We start from the raw sequence: 21,729 nt of genomic DNA on the forward strand, positions 1-21,729 counted from the left end.
CGTGCCGATATGCCGTGGATCGTGGGGAGGGTGCGGGGATGTCCGATCTGGAGCGGATCACGGCTCGCCGCAGCGAACTGGACGCGCTCGCAGAGGAGTTGGCCAAGCAGCTGCAGGAGGTCCAGGCCGAGCGGGAGGAACTGCTGGTCGCCGAGCGGGTCCTGAACCGGCTGGCCGAACAGGACCGGGCCGAGACGAAGGCTGCTGAGGCGGCGGCTCCGGTGAAAGTGCAGGTGGCGGGGCGTGCGGTGCTGCTGATCCCGCACCGCGGTGAGGTTGGCGACGAGGCCGTGCTGCCCGCCGACTACCGCCGGATCCTGGCGATCGTGCGGACCGCCGGCGGGGCGGTGCAGGTCAAGGCGGTGGGTGAGGAACTGGGGCTTGAGGTGGGGGTGCGCGGGAAGCTGGAGCCACTGCGGGCGAAGATGACCAAGCTCGCCGATCGTGGCCGGCTGCACAAACGGCCCGACGGGAAGTTCACCGCACGCCTGTAGCAGCTGCGGACCCGGGGGCGGCAAGAGCGCGTAACCGGCGGGCCCCCGAAGTCAGTTGAGTTTGTGTGAAGAAAAACAACCATCCCGTCGAGGGCCCTGACGGCCTTGTCTGCACCGCCCGACTGCCGCTGTCGAGCGCCACCCTGAACTGGCTCGCCGACCTGATACGCGGCCACCTCAAGAAGATCGGCTCCCGGTGGCGGGCCCTGCCCGCAGGAAAGATCGCCACCATCGTGCTGGCCGTCCTGCGCTGTGACCAGCGGCCCGGCGACCTCGCCGGCGGCAACGGAGTACACCGCACCACCGTCACCCGCTGGGTCCGGGAAGTCGTCGGCCTGCTCGCCGCCCGCGCCCCGCGCCCCGCGCCTGGACCGCGCCCTGAAGAAGATCGCCCGAAAGGGTGGCGGCATCGTCCTGCTGGACGGCTCGGTGATACACACCCGTCGCAGAACCGGGACCGAGAACCGCAAGAACTACTCGGGCAAGAACAAATGCCACGGCCTGCTCGTGATCGCGCTCACCGACGACCGAGGCAGACTGCTGTGGGTCTCCGCGGCCCGACCCGGGCGGACCTCGGAGATCACCGCCTGCCGCCACGACAAGCTCACCGCGCACCTGCGTGCCGCCGGCCTCGGAGCTATCGCCGACCCGGGCTTCGTCGGCCTCGACAACAGCGGCCCGGACGACGACCCGGCGGTGATCACCGGCTACAAGGCCGCCCGGAACCGGCCCCTGACCCGTGGCCAGAAACTGTCCAACAAAGCACTGGCCGCAGTACACGCCCCGGTCGAGCACGGCTTCGCGCACCTGAAGAACTGGCGCGTGCTGGGCAAGGTCCGCACGGATCCGAGGTGGGCGACCGCGCTGGTGCGGGCCCTGCTGGTCCTCACGAACAAGGAAGTTGCCCGGTGACCGATGATCTCGCCGCTGGACTACCACCCCGGACCTGGCCGAGCGTCCCAGCACCTACGCACACCAGCCCACCCGACGTGCAGTTTTCACGATGCACACTGCTCAGTGGGCGTCGCGATCGATCGGCCGTCCTGCGGGGGGGGTGGCCGTCGTCTTTTGATCCGCCAGGCTCTCCTCCTCCATCGGTGAGACGGGCTCCGCGAGACCTGCTGGCGGCCGTCCGCGAGCAGGCCCTGGGAGGAGGAATAGAAGGTTCCTGAAAATGGCCTCTGGCCTACGGAAACGCGAGGGGTCGGTGCTTCAAAATGAGCACCGCGTGCCCAAAAATAGGCACCACTCCGGGTCCTCCTCGCCGACGCGGAGTGTTCCGCCCGCGCTGTCGGGGGTCAACGACCTCCAGGAGTCCACGCCGGCGCGGGGGCGTTCCGCTGCGCGGGAGGCTGTCGTCCCAGCCCTTGCCGTACTGCCCGCCGACGCGGCGCCAAGCCGGTCCCGAAGCAACCCGCCAGCTCGCCGCCGCTACGGGCCGGCGGTCAGGGGTGCACTCCGTGCCGACCAAGATCCGGGCCATACGCGGACCAGCCGCCTACAGTTTGGCCGCATAGCGGCCGTTTCCGCTGGTCAGGGGTCATGCGGGGCGTGTACCCCCATCAGACGAAGAACCTGCTGGCACTCCGCCCAGGCGGCTGATTGGGACCGCTCGGCACACCAATCCCCCGGCACCTTGCCACACCCGCACAGCCAGGAGGCCACCCGACCAGCGGGACAACATACCTGACGGCCCGTCAGAACGAGCGTCAAATGAGCGTCACGATGCCTCGGCGAGCGTCATTTCAGCGTCAAGATATCGCCCGTAACGCCCACAGCGCACATAACGCACATCACCCAAACCCGCAGGTCAGGCACCCTTTGCGATGGGTTCTAGGATCGCGACGCACTCCACATGGTGGGTCATCGGAAACAGGTCGAACGCCCGCAGCGTCCGCACCCGGTACCCCCCGTCCCGGAAGTACGCCAGGTCGCGGGCCAGGGCCGCCGGGTCGCAGGCGACGTACGCGATCCTCCGCGCACCCAGGGACGACAGGTGCTCCACCGTCTTGCGGCCGGCGCCCGCCCGCGGCGGGTCGAGGACGACGATGTCGGCCTCGGTGATACCGGTGCGGGGCAGGACGGAGTCGACCTTGCCCTGTTCGATGCGGACCCGGGGGAAGTCGGCGAGGTTGTGCCGGGCGTCCTCGACCGCGCGCTTGCCGGACTCGATGCCGAGGACCGCTCCCGCGTCGCCGACCCGGTCGGCGAGGGCGCCCGCGAACAGACCGGCGCCGCAGTACAGGTCGAGGGCCATGTCGCCCTTGCGGGGCAGCAGGCCCTGCATGACCGCGGTGACCAGGGTGTCCGCCGACTTCGGGTGGACCTGCCAGAAGCCGCCGTTCGCGACCCGGTGGGTACGTCCGTCGGCGCGTTCGCGGACGAAGGGGCGGCCGTGGACGCGGTGGACCTGGCCGTTGCGCTCGTCGATGCGCAGGACGGAGACCGGGTGGTCGAGTTCGACCAGCGGCAGGCGTGCCCCCGGCTTCGGGGTGAGGACGACCTGGCGGTCCTGTGAGCCCGTCGCGGCGATCGCCTCGACGGAGTCCGTGCCGGTCCAGTCCCGCTTCTCGATGCCGAGTTCGCTGACGCCCTGAGCGGCGATCATGCAGTGGTCGATCGGCTCGACCTCGTGCGAGCGGTGCCGTCGCAGGCCCGCGCGGCCGTCGGCGGTCACCGCGTACTGCACGCGTGTGCGCCAGTGCGGGACCTGGCCGGCGGGGAGCTTGTCGCCCTCGGCGGGCACGACCGTGCCGTCCCAGCCGGCCTCCTCGGGGGTGAGCCCGGCGAGCCGCTGGAGCTGCTCGGCGACGACCTCGCCCTTGAGCCGGCGCTGCGCTCCCGGCTTGGCGTGCTGCCAGTCGCAGCCGCCGCAGCGGCCGGGCCCGGCGTACGGGCAGGGGGCGTCGACGCGGTCCTTGGAGGCGTCCAGCACCGTGACCGCGTCCGCGCGCAGGAAGCGGGCGCCCTCCTCGCCCTCGGTCACCCGCGCGACGACCCGCTCGCCGGGCAGCGCGTGCCGGACGAACAGCACCTGGCCCTCGGACGTACGGGCGATGCAGTGGCCGCCGTGGGCGACGGGGCCGACCTCGACCTCGTACTCCTCCCCCACCAGCGATTTCCTCGGTTCTGCCTGCATGGCGGGGTGACTCCACAACATCGGGGGCGTAGGTGCGGGCGGTGGCCCGCGACAACAGCCGTCCAGTCTACGTGTGCGGAGAGGAGTCCTTCGACCGCTCCGCCGGTCCGCGCCGCACCGACCCCGGTGCCGTCCAGTCCGCCCGCTTGCGGGCACGCCGCTTCGCCACCTCGGAGGACTGCAGCTGGTACGGCACCGAGGTCACCATCACGCCCGGTGTGAACAGCAGTCGGCCCTTCAGCCGCAGCGCGCTCTGGTTGTGCAGCAGTTGCTCGTACCAGTGGCCGACCACGTATTCGGGGATGATCACGGACACCACGTCCCGCGGCGACTCCTTGCGCAGGTTCTTGACGTACTCGATGACCGGCCGCGTGACCTCGCGGTACGGGGAGTCCAGCACCTTCAGGGGCACCTCGATGCCGCGCCGCTCCCATTCCGCGTGCAGCGCCCGGGTCTCCGCCGCGTCGACGTTGACGCTGAGCGCCTCCAGAGTGTCCGAGCGCATCAGCTTGGCATAGGCGAGGGCGCGCAGGGTGGGCCGGTGGATCTTGGAGATCAGGACGACCGAGTGGACGCGGGAGGGGCGCACCATGTCGGGGCTGGGGCCCTCGGGGGCGGCGATCTCGTCGGAGACGCGGTCGTAGTGCCGGCGGATGGCCGTCATCAGCGCGTAGAAGAAGCACATGCCGAGCAGGGCGACCCAGGCGCCGTGGGTGAACTTGGTGACGAGTACGACGGCGAGAACCAGGCCGGTGAAGAAGGCGCCGAAGGTGTTGATGGCCCGGGAGCGGATCATGCGACGGCGCGCGGTCCGCTGTTTCTCGGTGGTCAGCAGGCGGTTCCAGTGCCGGACCATGCCGATCTGGCTGATGGTGAAGGACACGAAGACGCCGACGATGTAGAGCTGGATCAGGTGCGTGGTGCTGGCGCCGTAGGCCCACACCAGCACGATGGCCGCGCCCGCGAGCAGCACGATCCCGTTGGAGAAGGCGAGCCGGTCGCCGCGGGTGTGCAGCTGGCGCGGGAGGTAGCGGTCCTGGGCCAGTATCGAGCCGAGCAGCGGGAAGCCGTTGTAGGCGGTGTTCGCGGCGAGGAAGAGCACCAGTGCGGTCGCGGCGGCCAGGGCGAGGAACAGCAGGCTGCCCTCGCCGAACACGGCCTCGGCGACCTGCGAGATCACCGGGTGCTGTACGTAGTCGGGGCCGACCGGGACGCCGTCGCGGAACAGTTCCGTGGCCGGGTTCTCGGCCATGCGGACGTCGGTCGCGAGGGCCAGCGCGATGATGCCGCAGAACATGGTGACGGAGAGCAGACCCATCATCGCGAGCGTCGTCGCCGCGTTCCTGGACTTGGGCTTGCGGAAGGCCGGCACTCCGTTGGAGATCGCCTCGACGCCGGTGAGTGCGGCGCAGCCGGAGGAGAAGGCGCGCAGCAGGAGGAAGACCAGGGCGAAGCCGGCCAGGCCCTGGTGGTCGGGGTTGATCTCGTAGTCCGCCGTGGGTGCCCGCATGTCGTCACCGAGCAGCACCGAGCGGAACGTGCCCCACGCGATCATGGTGAAGACGCCGGCGACGAACACGTACGTCGGGATCGCGAAGAGGGTGCCCGACTCCCGTACGCCCCGCAGGTTCATCAGCGTCAGCAGCACGATCACGCCGACCGCACAGGCCACCTTGTGCTCGACGACGAACGGGATCGCGGAGCCCAGGTTCTCGATGCCGGCGGAGATCGACACGGCCACGGTGAGGACGTAGTCGACGAGCAGGGCGCTCGCGACGGTCAGGCCCGCCCGGGGACCGAGGTTGGCCGTCGCCACCTCGTAGTCGCCGCCGCCACTGGGGTAGGCGCGGACGTTCTGCCGGTAGGAGGCGACCACGGTGAACATCAGGACGACGACCGCGACCGCGATCCAGGGGCTGAAGTGGTAGGCCGACAGACCCGCGACGGAGAGGACGAGCAGGACCTCCCCGGGCGCGTACGCCACGGACGACAGGGGGTCGGAGGCGAAGACGGGGAGTGCGACACGCTTGGGCAGAAGCGTCTCGCCCAGCCGGTCGCTGCGCAACGCGCGCCCGATGAGAATGCGTTTGGGCACGTCGGTCAGTTTGGACACAACAGTGGATCGTAGGCCGTGGCACAAGGAGCGACCCACCCACCACCCCCTTCCATACGGCTTCCGTACGGCACTCGGGTGCACCGTCGGGTTGCGGAACCTCCGGCCTTCTGCTCTCCGGGTGAAAACGCGGGGCGGTGGCGTTGCGGGTTCCGCGAAGCGCACCGATTCCATGCCTACATGACTGGGTCCCTGTCCGCCGGCCCTGCTCGTCGCCGCTCCGTGGAGGTTCCCATGTACGCGCCCGCAGAACTGATCGGTGCCCTCGCCGCGCTGCTCGGCCTCGGGATCCTGACCCTGGCGAGCGTGCGCAGCATCACCCGCCGCTGACCGTCTCCCGATACGGATACGTTGGTCCCGGGTACCCGGGACCGGGCCCCGGAGGGGACCGGGATCGTGCCGTCCCGGCATGATGTTGCCCCGCGGCCCGTCATCGGGCCGCCGCGGGTTGCCCGGCGAGCCGAAAGAAGGACATGAGCACGATGGTCATGAAGGTCGACGGGCCTGCAGGAAGCGCGGTGTGACGCGATGCATGTTGTGATCATGGGGTGCGGGCGGGTGGGTTCCGCCCTGGCCCAGACTCTGGAGGAGCAGGGGCACACGGTCGCCGTGATCGACCGGGACCCGACCGCCTTCCGTCGGCTGGGCTCCTCGTTCAGCGGCCGCAGGGTCACCGGGATCGGCTTCGACCAGGACACCCTGCGCGAGGCGGGCATCGAGGACGCGGGTGCCTTCGCCGCCGTCTCCAGCGGGGACAACTCCAACATCATCGCCGCGCGGGTGGCCCGCGAGATGTTCGGCATCGAGAACGTCGCCGCCCGTATCTACGACCCCCGCCGCGCGGAGGTCTACCAGCGCCTGGGCATCCCCACGGTGGCGACGGTCCGCTGGACGGCCGACCAGATGCTGCGCAGGCTGCTTCCCTCGGGCGCCGAGCCGCTGTGGCGCGACCCGACCGGCGGTGTGCAACTCGCCGAGGTGCACACCTCGCAAGCCTGGGTGGGGCACCGGATCAGCAGGCTGCAGGAGCAGACCGGCGTCCGTGTGGCCTTTGTCACCCGGCTCGGTGAGGCGATCCTGCCCAGTTCCCAGACGGTGTTGCAGGAGGGTGACCTGGTGCACGTGATGATGCGCACCGACGAGATCGACAAGGTCGAGGCGGTATTCACCGAGGGTCCCGAAGACGAGGGCGGTCAGTGATGAGGGTCGCCATTGCCGGAGCCGGCGCGGTGGGCCGCTCGATCGCGGGCGAGCTGCTGGAGAACGGACACGAGATCCTGCTCATCGACAAGGCGCCGACCGCCATCTCGGTCGAGCGGGTTCCGCAGGCCGAGTGGCTGCTCGCCGACGCCTGCGAGATCACGTCCCTGGACGAGGCGGCGCTCCAGCGCTGCAACGTCGTCATCGCCGCGACCGGCGACGACAAGGTCAATCTGGTCGTCTCCCTGCTGGCCAAGACGGAATACGGCGTTCCGCGCGTCGTCGCCCGGGTGAACAACCCCAAGAACGAGTGGCTGTTCAACGAGTCCTGGGGCGTGGACGTGGCCGTCTCCACCCCTCGCCTGATGTCGGCGCTGGTGGAGGAGGCGGTCAGCGTCGGTGACCTGGTCCGGCTGCTGCACTTCAGCCACGGGGACGCCAACCTGGTCGAGCTGACCCTGCCGGAGGAGTCGGCGCTGGCCGGCACGCAGGTCGGCGACGTCCAGTGGCCGCAGGACACCTCGCTGGTCACGATCATCCGCGGGACACGTGTCCTCACCCCGACCCGGGAGGACTCGCTCGAGGCGGGCGACGAACTGCTCTTCGTGACCGCCCAGGCCCGCGAGGAGCAACTGGAGGACCTGCTGTCGGTACGCAGGACCGACACCGCACGCTAGGCACGCGAGGACGTGACCACGTGAGTGGGGGCGCCCGGGAATCTCCGGGCGCCCCCACTCACGTACGTGCTCACGGCGCTCAGGGGCGGCGGTGCCGGCCTGTCGTCGTCGCGTCGTCGTCCTCCGCTTGCTGCGCCTTCTCCTGCTCGCGCGCGGCCCTGCGCTCCTCCTCGGCGCGCTCCTCCGCCTCCATCTCCGCGAACACGTCGATCGGCGGCGGCGCCTTCGCCAGGAACACCCAGGTCAGGTATACGGCGAGCAGGAACGGCGGGATCTTCAGCGCGACCAGGACCCAGCCCAGCTGTGTCGTGTCCGCCCACCAATACAGCGGGAACAGGATCGCGCTCTTGCCGAGCAGGATCAGGCCCCAGGCCCAACTGGCCTTGGTGTAGGCCTTCTTACGGCCCGGGTTGCGGGTGCGCCAGGAGAGGTTCTCCCGGAAGATCGGGCCCAGCATCAGACCGATCAGCGGGACGCCGGCCATCGCGGTGATGATGTACGCCAGGGCCAGGCCGGTGGTGTAGAGCATGCCCGGCAGGTAGAAGTCCTTGGCGTTGCCGGTCATCATCGCGAAGACCACACCGAAGCCGACGCCGAAGACGCCGCTGAAGGCGTGCTTGACGGTGTCCTTCCTCGCCAGCCGGACCACGACCATCGCCAGCGACACGGCGAGCGCCGCGAGCGCCGCCATGTGCAGGTTCTTGTTGATCGTGTAGATGCTGACGAACAGGAGGCCGGGCAGCACCGTCTCGACCATGCCCCGCACCCCGCCGAACGCCTCGAACAGGGCGGCTTCGGTCACCGCCCTGGCGTCGTCGGCGGATGTGTCTTCGGTTGTCGGCTTGTCGAGTGACGTCACCGGCTACTCCCGTCCGAGGGGTCTCAGTTCGTATTTCGGGTTGAACAGCACCCTGCGGCCTCTGCTCAGGGAGATCCTGCCCGATGCGATCATCCTGCGGCCCGGTTCGATCCCGACGATGGAGCGCCGGCCGAGCCACACCACGTCCAGCGCGGCGGAGCCGTCGAACAGTTCGGCCTCCAGGGCGGGGACTCCCGCACGCGGCCGCAGTGTGACCGTGCGCAAGGTACCAGTAACCGTCACTATCTGCCGGTCCTGGCAGTCACCTATTCGTGTACAACCGGCAGTCTCGGCGTCCTCACGCAGCTCCTCGGACTCCAGGTCCTCCTGCGACGAGGAGAGCCGGTCGAGCATGCGCCGGAACCGGCCCGTCGGTTTCTCCGAGCGAGGAACAGCACCCATACGTGAAGCGTACCGGGGCGCCCCCACGGTTACGTACCCGCTGCCCGCCCGGTCCGAACCGGCCGCCCCCAGACCCGCGCGCGCAGCGCGCACACCCCGGGCGGGCACTCATCGTTCGAAGCGGTAGCCCATGCCCGGCTCGGTGATGAAGTGCTTCGGGTGGGACGGGTCGGCCTCCAGCTTGCGGCGCAACTGGGCCATGTACACGCGCAGGTAGTTCGTCTCCGTCCCGTACGACGGCCCCCAGACCTCCCGGAGCAGCTGCTTCTGCGCCACCAGCCGGCCGCCGTTGCGCACGAGGACCTCCAGCAGATGCCATTCGGTGGGGGTCAGCCGTACGTCCCTGCCGTCGCGGTGCACCTTCTTCGCGGCCAGGTCGACGGTGAACCCGTCGGTCTCCACCACCAGGCCGCCCTCGTCCTCGCCCGAGGGCTCGGCGCGGCGCACGGCGGCCCGCAGCCTGGCCAGCAGCTCGTCCATGCCGAAGGGCTTGGTGACGTAGTCGTCGGCTCCCGCGTCGAGCGCCTGGACCTTCTCGTCGGAGGCGTGCCGGGCGGACAGCACCAGGATCGGCACCCGGGTCCAGCCGCGCAGTCCACGGATCACCTCGACGCCGTCCATGTCGGGCAGTCCCAGGTCGAGGAGGACCACGTCGGGGTGGCGGGCGGCGGCCAGGCGCAGGGCTGCGGCGCCGTCGTGGGCGGAGTCGACCTCGTACGAGCGGGCCTTGAGGTTGATCACGAGGGCACGCACGATCGCCGGCTCGTCGTCGACCACCAGCACACGGGTCATGAGAAGTGCCTTTCCGGTTCGGCGGGGCCCACGGGCTCCGGTTCTGCTGGGCGGAGGGGCTCCGGGCCCGCGGGGGCCACGGGCTCCGCGGGTGTTGCCGTCGGAGCCCCCGTCGCGGCCGTTGCCGCGGGGGCCGCCGCGCGGAGGGTCAGTGTCATGGTGAGGCCGCCGCCGGGGGTGTCGTCGGCGTTCAGGGAGCCGCCCATGGCCTCGGCGAAGCCCCGCGCCACCGCCAGACCGAGGCCCACCCCGGCCCCGCGCGGAGCGTCGCCGTAGCGCTGGAAGGGCTCGAAGATGCGGTCCTTCCCGTCGTCGGGAACGCCTGGACCCCGGTCGACCACCCGGACCTCGACCCGGCCGGCGAGCGCACTGGCGGCCACCAGGACGGGGGTACCGGCAGGAGCGTACTTGACGGCGTTCTCGACCAGGTTGGCCATCGTCCGCTCCAGCAGCCCGGGGTCGACGGCGACCATGGGCAGGGTCTCCGGGACGTCCAGGGTGACACTGCCCTCGGGCACCCCGCCGAGCGCCATGGGCGCCACCTCGTCCAGATCGACCTCGCGGATCAGCGGGGTGACCGTGCCGGTGTGCAGGCGGGACATGTCGAGCAGGTTGCCCACCAGGTGGTCCAGACGGTCGGCGCCGTCCTCGATGCCCTTGAGCAGCTCGGCCCGGTCCTCGGGCGACCAGTCGACGTCCTCGGAACGCAGCGAGGAGACCGCGGCCTTGATCCCGGCCAGCGGGGTGCGCAGGTCGTGGCTGACGGCGGCCAGCAGGGCGGTGCGGATGCGGTTGCCCTCGGCGAGGGTGCGCGCCCGGTCGGCCTCGGCGCGCAGCCGGCGGCGGTCCAGGGTGACGGCGGCCTGGGCGGCGAAGGCGCCCAGTACCCGGCGGTCCTCGGCGGGCAGGGCCCGGCCGGTCAGCGCGAGCGCCAGGTGGTCCCCGACCGGGACGTCCACGTCGGCGTCGTCGGGCCGTTCGAGGGCCGGTCCGGTGCCGGTCCGTCCGGCGCAGGTCCACGGCTCGACGTCGCCGGCGCGTTCCAGCAGCGCCGCCGACTCCATGCCGAACGTCTCACGGACCCGTTCCAGCAGTTCCTCGAGGCCGGTCTCGCCACGCAGCACGTTGCCGGCGAGGAACGACAGGATCTCCGACTCGGCGCGCAGCCGGGCCGCCTGATGGGTGCGGCGGGCGGCGAGGTCGACGACGGACGCCACCGCCGCGCCGACGGCGACGAAGATGGCGATGGCGATGATGTTCTTCGGGTCGGAGACCGACCAGCGGTGCAGGGGCGGGGTGTAGAAGTAGTTCAGCAGCAGCGAGCCGGACGCCGCCGAGGCCAGGGCCGGCCGCAGCCCGCCGAGCAGCGCCGCGGCCACGGTCAGTGACAGGAACAGCAGCATGTCGTTGGCCAGGCCCGGGTCGAAGGCGCTGAGCAGCACGGCCAGCAGCGCGGGGCCCGCCATCCCGACCGCCCAGCCCCACGCCACCCGCGACCGCCCGAGCCGGGCGCCCCGGGCCACCGGCAGTCCACGCCCCTTGGCTATCGCCTCGTGGGTGACGATGTGCACGTCCAGGTCGGGACCGGAGTCCCGCGCGACGGTCGCGCCGACGCCGGGGCCGAAGACGTACTGCCACGTCTTGCGGCGCGAGGAGCCCAGCACGATCTGGGTGGCGTTCGCCGCGCGGGCGAAGGCGAGCAGGGCGGCCGGGACGTCGTCCCCCACCACGTGGTGGAAGGTGCCGCCCAGGCTCTCCACGAGGGTCCGCTGCCCGGCCAGCTCGCCGGGCGAGGCGGCGGTGAGCCCGTCGCCTCGGGCGACGTAGACCGCGAGCACCTCGCCCCCGGCGCCCTTCTCGGCCAGCCGCGCGGCACGGCGGATCAGGGTGCGGCCCTCGGGGCCGCCGGTCAGGCCGACCATGATCCGTTCGCGTGAGCCCCAGATCGCCGAGACGTCGTGCTCGCTGCGGTACCGCTGGAGGTACTCGTCGACCCGGTCGGCCACCCACAGCAGCGCGAGTTCCCTGAGCGCGGTGAGGTTGCCGGGACGGAAGTAGTTCGAGAGGGCGGCGTCGACCTTGTCCGGCTGGTAGACGTTGCCGTGCGCCATGCGGCGGCGGAGCGCCTCGGGCGTCATGTCGACCAGTTCCGTCTGCCCGGCCCGCCGCACCACCTCGTCCGGTACGGTCTCCTGCTGCCGGACGCCGGTGATGGATTCCACCACGTCGCCGAGGGACTCCAGGTGCTGGATGTTGAGGGTCGACAGCACGTCGATACCGGCGGCCAGCAACTCCTCCACGTCCTGCCAGCGCTTCGCGTTGCGCGAGCCGGGCACGTTGGTGTGAGCGAGTTCGTCGACGAGAACCACCTGGGGGCGGCGGGCAAGGACGGCGTCGAGGTCCATCTCGGAGAGCACGGCTCCGCGGTGCTCCAGTTCCCGGCGCGGTATCTGTTCCAGGCCCTCCAGCAGCGCCCTGGTGCGCGGCCGGTCGTAGGGCTCGACGAAGCCCACCACGCAGTCGGTGCCCCGCTCGACACGGCGCCGCGCCTCGGACAGCATCGCGTACGTCTTGCCGACGCCCGGTGCCGCGCCGAGGTGGATCCGAAGTCTGCCGCGTCCCATTCCCTCACTGTCCTCCGGTTTCCGGACAGCACGGCTGCCGCCGGTTGCCGGTCGCCGGTTCACCGCTGTCTGCGCGGAGTCGACCCTACGTTCGTCCCGGGCGGCCGAAGGCGCCGGCCGAGGTGCGGGATCCGGCCTTGACGGAACTCTGACGGGGCTGCGGCGGACTCCGGCCCCGGGCACCGGCACGGCGAAGCCGCGGCGGCGGTGCGGCGGCGGTGCGGCTTCGCCGTGCCGGTGCCTCAGCCGCTCACCGGCGTCGGTGCCGTACGGGGTTTCGCAGCCACGACGACGGGGCCGCACCCTGTCGGGTGCGGCCCCGTCGTCGTGGCTGCGAAAGCGCTCGGAGGCCGGGCTCAGCGGACTTCGGTGATCTCCGGTCCGCGCGCCAGCTGCCCCATGCCGCCCGCGAAGCGGGAGCCCTCGGGCGTCTCTTCCTGCTGCACACCCTCGGGGACCATCTGCGCGTCGTCCGGCAGCTTCAGGACGATCGGGTCGCGCGGCGCCATCGGGCCGTCCCCGCGTACGACGACCGTGTCCCGGAAGATCTGCTCCAGCAGCCCGGCGGCCTGCGGCTGCACCGCGCCCTGACCCGAGATGACCCCGCGCAGGAACCAGCGGGGGCCGTCCACGCCGACGAACCGGACGACCTGGGAACCGCCCGTGCCGTCCGGCAGCTGCACCGGCACCTGGGCCCGCAGTTCCCAGCCCAGCGGGCCCTCGACCTCGTCGATGATGCCGCCCTGCTGGGTGATGCCGGACGCGATCTCCTCGCGGACCTCGGTCCAGATGCCCTCACGTTTCGGGGCCGCGAACCCCTGCAGCTGGATGGCGCTGTCACGCAGGACGACGGTGGCCGCGACGATCGCGTCACCCGCGACCTCGACCCGCAGCTCCATACCGTCCACTCCGGGCACGAACAGACCGCCCAGGTCGACCCGGCCCTCGCCGGGCCGGCTCACCTCGGAGCCGTCCCAGGGCCCGTCGGGCCGGGGGGCCGGTTCGAGCCTCAGCCGCTCGCTCCCGCCGTCCGCCTCCGTGTCGACACCGTCGACGACCTGCTCGGCCTCGCCGGCCGCGTCCTCGGCGGCATCCCTCTTCTTGCGACGTCCGAACACGTCACTGTCCTTCCCGGTCGGATACGACCGAAGCGTATCGATTCCCACCCGCTGTGCCGCCGGCGGCGGCCTGAACGCTTGTGCCGCTCTTACCTTCCACCGCGGCGTGGCCTCCGGTGGATCCGAAGCCCCCCTCGGCCCGTGCCGAGCGGGGCAGCTCCGCGACCGGCACGAAGCGGACCCGCTCGACCTGCTGGACGACCAGTTGGGCAACCCGGTCGAAGCGCTCGAACCGCACGGCCTCGCGCGGGTCGAGATTCACCACGATCACCTTGATCTCCCCACGGTACCCGGCATCAACCGTCCCCGGGGCATTCACCAGGGCGACGCCGCAGCGCGCGGCCAGTCCGGATCGCGGGTGCACGAAGGCCGCGTACCCCTCAGGCAGGGTCACAGACACTCCGGTGGGCAGCACGGCCCGTTCCCCGGGTGCCAGCTCGCACGCCTCGGTGGTCCGCAGATCGGCACCCGCGTCACCGGGGTGCTCGTACGCCGGGAGCGGTACGTCCGGGTCGACGCGCCGGAGCGGTACCCGGAGTTCGGGGCGGCGGGCCCCGCTCACGGGTTGACCTCGAAGGCACGGGCGCGACGGACCTGGTCCGGGTCGTCCATGGCCGCCTTGATCTCCTCCTCGCGGCCGTGGTCGACGAAGTGGTCGACCTCGACCTCGATGAACAACGCGTCGGCACGGACGGCGACCGGACCGTCGGGGCCGCCGATGCGTCCGGTGGCGGTGCAGTAGATCTTCCGTCCGGCCACCGCGGTCACCTCCGCCCGCAGGTGGAGGACCGCGTCGACCGGCACAGGCCGGACGAAGTCGGTCTCGAGCCTGCCGGTCACGGCGATCGTGCGCAGCAGCCAGTTCAGCGAACCGAGCGTCTCGTCCAGGGCGCTGGCAAGCACCCCGCCGTGCGCGAGGCCGGGGGCGCCCTGGTGGGCGGGGCGCACGGTGAAGGCGGCGGTGACGGACACGTCTTCACCGGCCCGCGCCTCGATGTGCAGCCCGTGGGGCTGCTCGCCGCCGCAGCCGAAGCACTGGCCGTAGTGCGCGCCGAGGAGCGCACCGGGTGCGGGGGCGTCCGGGTGGCGCACCGGCGTCACAGCGTCGGCGGGGGGCTGAAGAGTTGAGGAAGTACCACTCACAGGCGCAGACCTTACCCGCCCGCCCGTCACCCACCACCGCCCTGCCCGACAGCGCTCCGCCCCGGCTACCCGGACTTCGGCTCCGTCCCACCACCGTGCCAAGCTTGGATCCATGCAGCTCTCCGTCCTCCCCTACGAAGAACGCCTGACAGCTCCTCGCTCCTGGTGGCTGATCTCCCTGCTCGTGGGTGTCTCGATGGCGCTGATCGTGCTGCCGTTCGGCATCCTGCCGATGCTCGGGGGTCTGGTCGGCGGCACGGCGGCGGCCGCGGTCGTGGCCAGCGCGTACGGCTCGGTGCGGATCCGGGTCGTGGGCGGGCTGCTGATCGCCGGTGAGGCGAAGATCCCGGTGACGGCTCTGGGCGACGTGGAGATCCTGGACGCCGAGGAGGCTCTCGCCTGGCGTACCCACCGGGCCGACCCGCGCTGCTTCATGCTGTTGCGGGCCTACGTCCCGGGGGCGCTGCGGGTGAAGATCACCGACCCGGACGACCCGACACCGTACGCCCTCCTGTCGACACGCGAGCCCAAACGGCTGGCGGAAGCCCTGCAGGCGGCGAAGGCCGCCGCGTAGCACGGCGGAAACACCCGGCAGGCTCAGCCTCTCCTGGGTCCGTCGTTGCCGTCCGGGCGGCCGTAGCCGCCGCCGAGTGCTCTGCGGAGGGCGCCGCCGCTCAGCCTGTCCCTCTCCAGGGCGTCGGCCGGAATCTCGAGCGCGGGAAGGGCGGGGAGCGCGTCCCAGGGGACCTGGATCCTGCGCAGGTCGGCCTGGATACGGGTGGCGAGCTTTCTGGTGTCCCGGCGGTTCATGGCCGCGCCGACGGCGGCTCCCACCAGGAAGGGCATCAGGTTCGGCAGGTTGCGGACGGTGCGCTTCATGATCCGCTGGCGCAGTTCGCGCTTCATGCGGCTGTTCATCGCCGTGCGTACGGTCGAGGGCCTGGTCGCCTCGATCCCGCGCTCCTGCGACCAGGAGTTCAGGTACACGGTGCTGCGCTGGGTGAGGTTGCCGGCCGGGCGTACACCGTAGACCTCGTGCAGTTCGGCGATCAGCTTGAGTTCGATCGCAGCGACTCCGGTGACCTCGGCGGCCAGCTCCGTCGGCATCGCGGGCGGTACGGGCATCGCCGCAGCGGCACCGACGCCGGCACCGACCGCCGCCGTCGCCCTGGTGGCGCCCGCCACGAGCTTCTCCGCGAGTTCCTCGGGACCGAGCCCCGGGAACTGTCTGCGCAGCGCCTCCAGGTCCCGTACGGGTACCCGCGGGGCGAGTTCGATGATCCGGTCCGCGAGGTACGCCAGGCCCGCACGCGCGCGTGCGCCGCCCTTCTGGGCGCCTTCCCTCGCCTTCTCCCGGAAGGCGGTGGCGCGTCTGCGGGTCACCGGAGCGGTGGCGGTGGCCTCCGCGGGTGCCGGGAGGTCACCGCGGCCGGCTGCGGGTTCGAGCGAGGCCGCCCCGGTATCGGCCGGACCTGGGTCGGTCGAGCCGGTATCGGTTGAGCCTCGCTCGTGGTCAGGCGCGTCGCGCAGGGGGCCGTCCTGCGGCCCCGGGTCCGCTCCCCTCGAGAGGAAGCGGCGCTTCCGAGGAGGGGTCGAGCCAGTCACGGCCGACCCGCCCTCAGTCGCAGTCGCGGCAGATCGGCTGGCCGTTCTTCTCCCGGGCCAGCTGGCTGCGGTGGTGCACCAGGAAGCAGCTCATGCAGGTGAACTCGTCCTGCTGCTTCGGCAGGACCCGGACGGCCAGCTCTTCGTTCGAGAGGTCCGCGCCGGGCAGCTCGAGGCCTTCCGCGGCCTCGAACTCGTCGACATCCACGGCCGAGGCCGACTTGTCGTTGCGGCGGGCCTTCAGCTCTTCGAGACTGTCCGAGTCGACGTCGTCGTCGGTCTTGCGTGGAGTGTCGTAATCGGTTGCCATGGTCGCTCTCCCCCTCTGGGTGTATGCGGTCTCTTCAGCGCACGTAACGCGCGAGGGGCCGGACTTGTGCCCGACCCGAGGCGGAGATTTTGCCTCACATCAAGGCCTGTTACTCAATCGACACCCAATCGAACCCCTCGCGGGTGATCGGCTTGGATGGCGAGGGGGACCGTACACGGTCCGAACGCGGCACTTCAAAGCCGCCTCACCGTGTACTTCCCGTAGTCGAAGCCGCTGGAAACCGGGACTTACCCGACCTTTCGAAGGCTCCAAGATCACGGAGAGTCAATGGATCGAAAATCGCCCCTGTGATCGATCCCACACGGGGGCACTGGAGAGGCCCTCCGGAAATTCCGCTCAAAGCGAACACCTCGTCGCGTCGGCGACATAATGTCAGATCGGCAGGGTGACGCGCATCACGAGCCCGCCGCCCTCACGCGGCTGGGCATAGATGTGCCCGCCGTGCGCCCGCGCCACCGACCGGACGATGGAGAGTCCCAGGCCGACGCCCTTGTCACTGCCCGTCCGCTCGGTGCGCAGCCGCCGAAAGGGCTCGAACAGGTTGTCGACCTCGTACGCGGGTACCACCGGGCCCGTGTTGGACACCACCAGGACCGCCTGCCCGTGCTCGAGGTCGGTGGTCACCTCCACCCAGCCCTGCTCGGCCACGTTGTAGCGCACGGCGTTCTGGACCAGGTTCAGGGCGATCCGCTCCAGCAGGACGCCGTTGCCCCGGACGACCGCGGGTTTCCGGGCCCCGCGGATCTCCACACCCTTGGCCTGCGCCTCGGCGTGCACCTGGTCGGTGGCCTGGGAGGCCACCTCGGCGAGATCCACCGGCTTGCGCTCGACGATCTGGTTGTCGCTGCGGGCGAGGAGCAGCAGGCCCTCCACGAGCTGTTCGCTGCGCTCGTTGGTGGCCAGCAGCGTCTTGCCGAGCTGCTGGAGCTCCACCGGCGCGTTCGGGTCGGAGAGGTGCACCTCGAGCAGCGTGCGGTTGATCGCCAGTGGGGTGCGCAGTTCGTGCGATGCGTTGCCCACGAAGCGCTGCTGGGCGGTGAAGGCCCGCTGCAGCCGCTCCAGCATGTCGTCGAAGGTGTCGGCCAGTTCCTTGAGCTCGTCGTCCGGGCCGTCCAGCTCGATCCGGCGGGACAGGTCGGAGCCCGCCACCGCGCGCGCGGTGCGGGTGATCCGGCCCAGCGGCGACAGGACACGGCCGGCCATGGCGTACCCGAAGGCGAAGGCGATGACCGCGAGGCCGAGCAGGGCGAGGAGCGAGCGGCTGAGCAGGTTGTCCAGGGCGTGCTGGCGCTGTTCGTTGACGCAGGCGCTCAGCGCGCTGTTCAGCTCGTCGGCGGGCAGTTGCGCGCTGCGCAGCTGACAGGTGTCGCTGGAGACCTGTCCGGACAGGATCCGGAAGGGCAGGTCGCTGCCCACGTTCAGCGCGTTCGCGGCGAGCAGGTAGATGATCGACAGCAGCAGGATCCCGGCGATCAGGAACATGCCGCCGTAGAGCAGGGTGAGCCGTATCCGGATGGTCGGGCGCAGCCAGGGGAACGGCGGTACGGGCCTGCGCGGGTCCCAGGTGGGCTTCGGGGGAGCCGGCGGGGACGGCGGGGCGGGAGTGGGCGTGGTGGCCACGGAATCAGATCCGGTAGCCCGAGCCGGGCACGGTCACGATGACCGGCGGCTCACCCAGTTTGCGGCGCAGCGTCATGACGGTCACCCGCACCACGTTGGTGAACGGGTCGGTGTTCTCGTCCCAGGCCTTCTCCAGGAGCTGCTCCGCGGAGACGACGGCGCCCTCGCTGCGCATGAGCACTTCCAGGACGGCGAACTCCTTGGGTGCGAGCTGGACCTCCTTGCCCTCGCGGAAGACCTCGCGGCGGTTGGGGTCGAGCTTGATCCCGGCGCGCTCGAGCACCGGCGGCAGCGGTACGCTGGTACGCCGTCCCAGGGCACGTACGCGCGCGATGAGCTCGCTGAACGCGAAGGGCTTGGGCAGATAGTCGTCGGCGCCGATCTCCAGGCCCCCGACGCGGTCGCTGACGTCGCCGGAGGCCGTGAGCATCAGCACACGCGTGGGCATGCCGAGCTCGACGATCCTGCGGCACACGTCGTCGCCGTGCACGAGGGGGAGGTCGCGGTCGAGGACGACCACGTCGTAGTCGTTGACGCCGATGCGCTCGAGGGCGGCCGCACCGTCGTACACGACGTCGACGGCCATGGCCTCCCGGCGCAGTCCGGTGGCCACCGCATCGGCGAGCAGTTGCTCGTCCTCGACGACGAGTACGCGCACGTCGGTTGTCCTTCCTACGTCCTGCCGGGCAGCGCTCCTCAGCGCACGCGCGCAGGGGTCTGGTGGGTGTGTTGCCTCCATCCTGCCCTTTTCGACCGTAAGTCGGCTGTAAGCCGGGGAGCGAACGGACAGCGGGAGGCGGACGGCACGGGGCAGGACAGCAGGCTGCGGCGGGCGGACACCCGGGCGGGAAGCCGGCGGTGGCCGGCCGGCACGGACCCGCCGGCACGGACCCGCCGGCGCGGAACCGGGGAACGGAGGGTGACGCGAGGGCGGGAGACCGGGGAACGCCCCGGAGAACGGAACGGGAATACGAGATTTTCCCGTCCGGTTAGGTTTCCGCGGAAGGGAGCTTGGGGAGGACGGGTTTTACATCCCGCGATCACGCTCTGCTTGCACCGCGCCACCATGCGGTGCGCTTCAGTCCGTTTCCCGCAGAGCGGACCGGATGCCCGAAGTCGTAGCCCCCCGGCCGAGCGGCGGCGGTCATCCACCAGAGGCGTGATCGTCCCTTCCGAACCGGCACACCCCCGTGCCATCGACCCACGACCCAGGACGAGGGGGCGCAGCATGGACGCTTTCACCGCAGGACTTCTGCAGCGCATAAGGACAACCGAGTCCGATCTGTCCCGGGCCCTCGACGAGGGCGACGACTTCCTCGTCGAGGTGGAGCAGGGCGAGCTCGACGACCTGCGCCGGCTCGCCGCCGAGCACGGTGTGGAGGTCGGCGTGTCCTGCGTCTGATCAGCCCGACGAGCCAAGGCGGCTCGGCGAAGCGGGCCCCGGCGAATCCAGCGTCGGGGCCCGCTTCGGAGTTCTCGGAGTTCTCAGGACTCGTAGGAGTCCCAGGGATCCAAGAGCCATCGAGGATCTCCCGGTTCGCCTCCCGGCCGTCCGTCAGTCGTGCCAGGCACCGAAGTCCTCCAGCAGCCGCTGAAGGGGCTCGAAGACGCCCGGGGTGGCCGCGACCGCGATATCCCATGAGGGACGCTCACCGGGCCGTCCACCGGTCAGCGCGCCCGCCTCCCGGACGATCAGGTCCCCCGCGGCCAGGTCCCAGGGGTGCAGTCCCCGCTCGTAGTAGCCGTCGAGCCGCCCGCAGGCCAGGTCGCAGAGGTCGACCGCGGCCGAGCCGCCGCGCCGGATGTCCCGCAGCAGCGGGATCAGCCGCTGCGCGACATCGGCCTGGTGGGCGCGGACCCCGGTGACGTAGTTGAAGCCGGTCGAGACCAGCGCCCGGTCCAGGGGCGGCGACGGGCGACAGGTCAGCGTGCGCTCGCCCGCCCACGCGCCGGTGGCCCGTGCCCCGCCGCTGCGGACCGCGTAGTACGTCTCACCCCGCATCGGGGCGGCGACCACCCCGACGACGGTCTCGCCGTCCTGCTCCGCGGCGATGGAGACGGCCCAGGTCGGCAGCCCGTACAGGTAGTTGACCGTGCCGTCGAGCGGGTCGATCACCCAGCGGACGCCGCTGGTTCCCTCGGTGGAGCCGCCCTCCTCGCCGAGGACGCCGTCGTCGGGCCGGCGCTCGGTGATCAGTCCGGTGATCAGCTTCTCGGCCGCGATGTCCATCTCGGTGACGACGTCGATCGGGCTGGACTTGGTCGCGGCGACCTCGAGGTCGACCGGGCGGCCGTCCCGCAGCAGCTCACCCGCGCGGCGTGCCGCCTCTCGGGCCAGTTCCAGCAGTTCCGCGTGCAGGGGGTCGGTCGCGGCAAGGGGGTCGGTCACGGCGCTCCTCAGGTGTACGGGCTGTCGGCGCCCGCGGCGGCGGGGCGCGGGGCCCGGGCCGGGCAGCAGCCCACCGGGCAGAGGTGGTGGCTCGCGCCGAGACCGCCCAGGACGCACGGGGTGACGTCCTGGCCGCGTTCGGTGGCGGCACGCTCCGTGATCAGGTCGCGGACCGCGGCGGCGAACCGCGGGTCGGCGCCCACGGTCGCCGAGCGGCGCACCGGCAGTCCCAGCTCCCCGGCCTTGGCCGTGGCCTCGGTGTCGAGGTCGTAGATCACCTCCATGTGGTCGGAGACGAAGCCGATGGGGGCCATGACGACGGCCGGGACCCCGGCCGCGTGCCGCTCCTCGAGGTGGTCGCAGATGTCTGGCTCCAGCCAGGGGATGTGCGGGGCGCCGGAGCGGGACTGGTAGACGAGCTGCCAGGGGTGCTCCACGCCGGTGCGCTCCCGTACGGCGTCGCCGATCACCCGGGCGACGTCCAGGTGCTGGGCCACGTACGCGCCACCGTCGCCGTGCCGCTCGACCGGTCCGGAGGTGTCGGCGGAGGCGACGGGGATCGAGTGGGTGCAGAAGGCGAGGTGTGCGCCGTCGCGCACCTCCTCGGGCAGGTCGGCGAGCGAGCGGACGATCCCGTCGACCATGGGTTCCACGAAGCCGGGGTGGTTGAAGTAGTGCCGCAGTTTGTCGACCCGGGGCAGTTCGAGGCCCTCCGCCTCCAGCGTCGCCAGGGACTCGGCGAGGTTCTCACGGTACTGACGGCAGCCGGAGTAGGAGGCGTAGGCGCTGGTGGCGAAGACGAGGATGCGGCGGCGTCCGTCACGGACCATCTCGCGCAGGGTGTCGGTCAGGTACGGCGCCCAGTTGCGGTTGCCCCAGTACACCGGGAGGCCGAGGCCGTGGTCGGCGAAGTCCTCGCGCAGGGCGTCCAGCAGGGCGCGGTTCTGTTCGTTGATGGGACTCACCCCGTCGAACAGGAAGTAGTGCTCCCCGACTTCCTTCAGTCGTTCTTTGGGGATGCCCCGCCCGCGCGTCACGTTCTCCAGGAACGGGACGACGTCGTCCGGGCCCTCGGGGCCGCCGAAGGAGAGCAGGAGCAGTGCGTCGTAGGGGGTGGGATCGAGCTCGTCAGGCATGCCTCGATCCTGCCACCTGCCACCGGCGGCCGGGCGACGGCGGGGGGCCGACCGGGCCTACCTCTGCGGCCAGGAGACATTAGGGTT

General features: G+C 71.2%; 21 protein-coding genes. 6 read left to right on the forward strand and 15 right to left on the reverse strand.

Features of this window, described 5'->3' with window-relative positions:
• Window positions 1–38: 38 nt before the first annotated feature.
• Together HUV60_RS07480 and HUV60_RS07485 are read left to right on the forward strand one after the other, a co-directional pair.
• Window positions 39–494: a hypothetical protein gene (locus HUV60_RS07480; protein WP_257848159.1), complete on the forward strand. Its 456-nt coding sequence runs from the start codon at window positions 39–41 to the stop codon at window positions 492–494.
• A gap of 252 nt (window positions 495–746) precedes the next feature.
• The gene (locus HUV60_RS07485; RefSeq protein ID WP_257848158.1) at window positions 747–1,406 is read left to right on the forward strand and encodes a transposase family protein; all 660 of its coding nucleotides are present in this window, start codon (window positions 747–749) and stop codon (window positions 1,404–1,406) included.
• An 898-nt stretch (window positions 1,407–2,304) separates the two neighbouring features.
• Here HUV60_RS07485 and HUV60_RS07490 read toward each other — a convergent pair.
• Both HUV60_RS07490 and HUV60_RS07495 read right to left on the reverse strand, forming a co-directional pair.
• Window positions 2,305–3,633 (reverse strand): class I SAM-dependent RNA methyltransferase, encoded by a 1,329-nt coding sequence (locus HUV60_RS07490; RefSeq protein WP_257848157.1) that lies wholly within the window; start codon window positions 3,631–3,633, stop codon window positions 2,305–2,307.
• Window positions 3,634–3,700: 67 nt separating this feature from the next.
• Entirely contained in the window at window positions 3,701–5,746 is a 2,046-nt protein-coding gene (locus HUV60_RS07495; protein WP_257848156.1) for an APC family permease, read from the reverse strand.
• Window positions 5,747–6,274: 528 nt separating this feature from the next.
• Between HUV60_RS07495 and HUV60_RS07500 the strand changes: the two genes are divergently transcribed.
• Both HUV60_RS07500 and HUV60_RS07505 read left to right on the forward strand, forming a co-directional pair.
• The gene (locus tag HUV60_RS07500) at window positions 6,275–6,946 is read left to right on the forward strand and encodes a potassium channel family protein (RefSeq protein ID WP_257848155.1); all 672 of its coding nucleotides are present in this window, start codon (window positions 6,275–6,277) and stop codon (window positions 6,944–6,946) included.
• Window positions 6,946–7,623, forward strand: a complete 678-nt coding sequence (locus HUV60_RS07505; RefSeq protein WP_257848154.1) for a potassium channel family protein — start codon at window positions 6,946–6,948, stop codon at window positions 7,621–7,623. The genes HUV60_RS07500 and HUV60_RS07505 overlap by 1 nt, the downstream gene beginning before the upstream one ends.
• Window positions 7,624–7,702: 79 nt before the next feature.
• On the opposite strand, the gene HUV60_RS07510 is transcribed toward HUV60_RS07505, so the two are convergent.
• From HUV60_RS07510 to HUV60_RS07540, 7 genes are all read right to left on the reverse strand, one after another.
• Window positions 7,703–8,482 carry a DUF3159 domain-containing protein gene (locus HUV60_RS07510; protein WP_257848153.1) on the reverse strand — a complete coding sequence of 260 codons (780 nt, stop codon included), beginning with the start codon at window positions 8,480–8,482 and terminating at the stop codon, window positions 7,703–7,705.
• A gap of 3 nt (window positions 8,483–8,485) precedes the next feature.
• A complete protein-coding gene (locus tag HUV60_RS07515; protein ID WP_257848152.1) occupies window positions 8,486–8,884 on the reverse strand; it encodes an OB-fold nucleic acid binding domain-containing protein in 399 nt (132 codons plus the stop codon).
• A 108-nt stretch (window positions 8,885–8,992) separates the two neighbouring features.
• Window positions 8,993–9,676, reverse strand: a complete 684-nt coding sequence (locus HUV60_RS07520) for a response regulator (protein WP_257848151.1) — start codon at window positions 9,674–9,676, stop codon at window positions 8,993–8,995.
• Window positions 9,673–12,300, reverse strand: coding sequence for a sensor histidine kinase (locus HUV60_RS07525; protein WP_257848150.1), 2,628 nt, complete (start codon window positions 12,298–12,300; stop codon window positions 9,673–9,675). The genes HUV60_RS07520 and HUV60_RS07525 overlap by 4 nt, the downstream gene beginning before the upstream one ends.
• Before the next feature lie 356 nt (window positions 12,301–12,656).
• Window positions 12,657–13,418: a DUF3710 domain-containing protein gene (locus tag HUV60_RS07530; protein ID WP_257848149.1), complete on the reverse strand. Its 762-nt coding sequence runs from the start codon at window positions 13,416–13,418 to the stop codon at window positions 12,657–12,659.
• A gap of 1 nt (window position 13,419) precedes the next feature.
• On the reverse strand, window positions 13,420–13,980 hold the full coding sequence (dut, locus tag HUV60_RS07535; RefSeq protein ID WP_257848148.1) for a dUTP diphosphatase: 561 nt from the start codon (window positions 13,978–13,980) through the stop codon (window positions 13,420–13,422).
• The gene (locus tag HUV60_RS07540) at window positions 13,977–14,561 is read right to left on the reverse strand and encodes a PaaI family thioesterase (RefSeq protein WP_257848147.1); all 585 of its coding nucleotides are present in this window, start codon (window positions 14,559–14,561) and stop codon (window positions 13,977–13,979) included. The genes dut and HUV60_RS07540 overlap by 4 nt, the downstream gene beginning before the upstream one ends.
• A 112-nt stretch (window positions 14,562–14,673) precedes the next feature.
• On the opposite strand from HUV60_RS07540, the gene HUV60_RS07545 reads away from it, so the two are divergent.
• Window positions 14,674–15,135 (forward strand): DUF3093 domain-containing protein, encoded by a 462-nt coding sequence (locus tag HUV60_RS07545; RefSeq protein WP_257848146.1) that lies wholly within the window; start codon window positions 14,674–14,676, stop codon window positions 15,133–15,135.
• 23 nt (window positions 15,136–15,158) lie between these two features.
• Here the strand turns inward: HUV60_RS07545 and HUV60_RS07550 are convergent, their stop codons facing one another.
• The 4 genes from HUV60_RS07550 to HUV60_RS07565 form a co-directional block, all read right to left on the reverse strand.
• A complete protein-coding gene (locus tag HUV60_RS07550; RefSeq protein WP_257848145.1) occupies window positions 15,159–16,166 on the reverse strand; it encodes a hypothetical protein in 1,008 nt (335 codons plus the stop codon).
• A gap of 13 nt (window positions 16,167–16,179) precedes the next feature.
• Window positions 16,180–16,476, reverse strand: coding sequence for a DUF4193 domain-containing protein (locus tag HUV60_RS07555; RefSeq protein WP_003993510.1), 297 nt, complete (start codon window positions 16,474–16,476; stop codon window positions 16,180–16,182).
• 393 nt (window positions 16,477–16,869) lie between these two features.
• The gene (locus HUV60_RS07560) at window positions 16,870–18,117 is read right to left on the reverse strand and encodes a sensor histidine kinase (RefSeq protein ID WP_257848144.1); all 1,248 of its coding nucleotides are present in this window, start codon (window positions 18,115–18,117) and stop codon (window positions 16,870–16,872) included.
• Window positions 18,118–18,121: 4 nt separating this feature from the next.
• Window positions 18,122–18,775 (reverse strand): response regulator transcription factor, encoded by a 654-nt coding sequence (locus tag HUV60_RS07565; protein WP_257848143.1) that lies wholly within the window; start codon window positions 18,773–18,775, stop codon window positions 18,122–18,124.
• 570 nt (window positions 18,776–19,345) lie between these two features.
• On the opposite strand from HUV60_RS07565, the gene HUV60_RS07570 reads away from it, so the two are divergent.
• The gene (locus tag HUV60_RS07570; protein ID WP_257848142.1) at window positions 19,346–19,519 is read left to right on the forward strand and encodes a hypothetical protein; all 174 of its coding nucleotides are present in this window, start codon (window positions 19,346–19,348) and stop codon (window positions 19,517–19,519) included.
• Window positions 19,520–19,672: 153 nt separating this feature from the next.
• On the opposite strand, the gene HUV60_RS07575 is transcribed toward HUV60_RS07570, so the two are convergent.
• Window positions 19,673–20,506 carry an inositol monophosphatase family protein gene (locus HUV60_RS07575; RefSeq protein WP_257848141.1) on the reverse strand — a complete coding sequence of 278 codons (834 nt, stop codon included), beginning with the start codon at window positions 20,504–20,506 and terminating at the stop codon, window positions 19,673–19,675.
• Between the two features lie 8 nt (window positions 20,507–20,514).
• Window positions 20,515–21,642, reverse strand: coding sequence for a ferrochelatase (locus tag HUV60_RS07580; RefSeq protein ID WP_257848140.1), 1,128 nt, complete (start codon window positions 21,640–21,642; stop codon window positions 20,515–20,517).
• Window positions 21,643–21,729 lie beyond the last annotated feature (87 nt).

The sequence above is a fragment of the Streptomyces sp. KMM 9044 genome, from assembly GCF_024701375.2.
Lineage (GTDB): Bacteria > Actinomycetota > Actinomycetes > Streptomycetales > Streptomycetaceae > Streptomyces.

Excerpts from the sequence above, each read along its gene's own strand:
- HUV60_RS07580 (WP_257848140.1), bottom strand. The coding sequence starts at position 21,642 with ATGCCTGACGAGCTCGATCCCACCCCCTACGACGCACTGCTCCTGCTC.
- HUV60_RS07520 (WP_257848151.1), bottom strand. The coding sequence starts at position 9,676 with ATGACCCGTGTGCTGGTGGTCGACGACGAGCCGGCGATCGTGCGTGCC.
- HUV60_RS07500 (WP_257848155.1), top strand. The coding sequence starts at position 6,275 with ATGCATGTTGTGATCATGGGGTGCGGGCGGGTGGGTTCCGCCCTGGCC.
- HUV60_RS07525 (WP_257848150.1), bottom strand. The coding sequence starts at position 12,300 with ATGGGACGCGGCAGACTTCGGATCCACCTCGGCGCGGCACCGGGCGTC.
- HUV60_RS07505 (WP_257848154.1), top strand. The coding sequence starts at position 6,946 with ATGAGGGTCGCCATTGCCGGAGCCGGCGCGGTGGGCCGCTCGATCGCG.
- HUV60_RS07515 (WP_257848152.1), bottom strand. The coding sequence starts at position 8,884 with ATGGGTGCTGTTCCTCGCTCGGAGAAACCGACGGGCCGGTTCCGGCGC.
- HUV60_RS07555 (WP_003993510.1), bottom strand. The coding sequence starts at position 16,476 with ATGGCAACCGATTACGACACTCCACGCAAGACCGACGACGACGTCGAC.
- HUV60_RS07545 (WP_257848146.1), top strand. The coding sequence starts at position 14,674 with ATGCAGCTCTCCGTCCTCCCCTACGAAGAACGCCTGACAGCTCCTCGC.
- HUV60_RS07570 (WP_257848142.1), top strand. The coding sequence starts at position 19,346 with ATGGACGCTTTCACCGCAGGACTTCTGCAGCGCATAAGGACAACCGAG.
- HUV60_RS07490 (WP_257848157.1), bottom strand. The coding sequence starts at position 3,633 with ATGCAGGCAGAACCGAGGAAATCGCTGGTGGGGGAGGAGTACGAGGTC.
- HUV60_RS07480 (WP_257848159.1), top strand. The coding sequence starts at position 39 with ATGTCCGATCTGGAGCGGATCACGGCTCGCCGCAGCGAACTGGACGCG.